Source organism: Kitasatospora nipponensis, assembly GCF_039528135.1.
In the GTDB taxonomy this organism is placed as follows: Bacteria; Actinomycetota; Actinomycetes; order Streptomycetales; family Streptomycetaceae; genus Kitasatospora; species Kitasatospora nipponensis.
This window is the reverse complement of record NZ_BAAALF010000534.1, coordinates 1-977: the sequence shown is the minus strand read 5'-3', so window position 1 is coordinate 977 and position 977 is coordinate 1. Positions and strand designations below refer to the sequence as shown.

At 69.9% G+C, this 977-nt stretch carries 1 pseudogene; it reads right to left on the bottom strand.

Features of this window, described 5'->3' with window-relative positions:
- Nucleotides 1-192: 192 nt before the first annotated feature.
- Nucleotides 193-977 (bottom strand): annotated as a pseudogene (locus ABD323_RS41705) (IS701 family transposase); the annotation flags it as partial.

The following is a 977-nucleotide window of genomic DNA, read 5'->3' as shown; positions in this document are numbered from 1 at the left end:
AGTACTGCAACGGTGCTTACTGTGACGAGGCTTCAGTTCTTGGGTTGTGGCCTCGTCTTGTTGTGGCTGGTCCGGGCCGGGTGTTGGCGTCTGTGGCGCCATCGGGACCAGTGCAGGACGTGGTCGATGCTGCGGCGGCAGGTCGGGTGGGATGCATGATCAGCCGGCGGATCTCGGGGACGGTCGGCGGTATCAGGTCTGGCGTTCGAGCGGGTCCGGCCCCTTTTCGAGCTGCTGGGCCCGTATGACGGTGAGGTAGGCGTGGGCGGCCCTGGCGAGGTGATGTGCCGCTACCAGGCCGGGTGGCGGCGGACCTGGTAGTCGTCCAGGCCGCACTGGCCTTTCGCGCTCTGGAAGCACTCCTCGATCGCCCGGCGGGTGCCTGCGACGGCGATCAGCTCGTTGAGTGTGGTGCCGGCGGGCGCGTAGGCGGTGTAGTAGGCGATCTTCGTGGGGTCGGTGGTGCTGCGGCGGGCCAGGACCCAGTGCTTGCGGTCGGGGCGGCGCCAGGGTCGGACCTCCGTGCGGGCCCAGTCGCAGATCCGCAGGCCGTGGGCGCCCTCGCCGCAGGAGCGGCGCTTCCACTTCTGCCGGGGCAGGTCGGCGCCCAGGTCGTGCCGTCGATGGTCCATGGCCCACCGGGTGACGACGATGTCGTGGCTGGTGGTGGCCACGACGTGGAAGACGTCGGCCTGCTCCAGCTCGTAGCGTCAACCCTTGCTGGACCATCGTCCTCGCGAGCTCGAGCCGGAGTACTGCCGTTGGACACCGGCCGACCGCACGCCCTTCTTCAGGAAGCCGGTGTCGTCCACGATCAGCACGCCACCGGGATCCGCCAGGTGCTCGGCGACACAGGCGCACACGTCGTCGCGCACCTCGTCCGCGTCCCCGTCGATCCGGTTCAGCAGCCGCTGGACCCGGCCCGGACCGCCGTGACCGGCCTCCTCGGCCGCCGTCCACCCGTTCTTGCGCTCCAA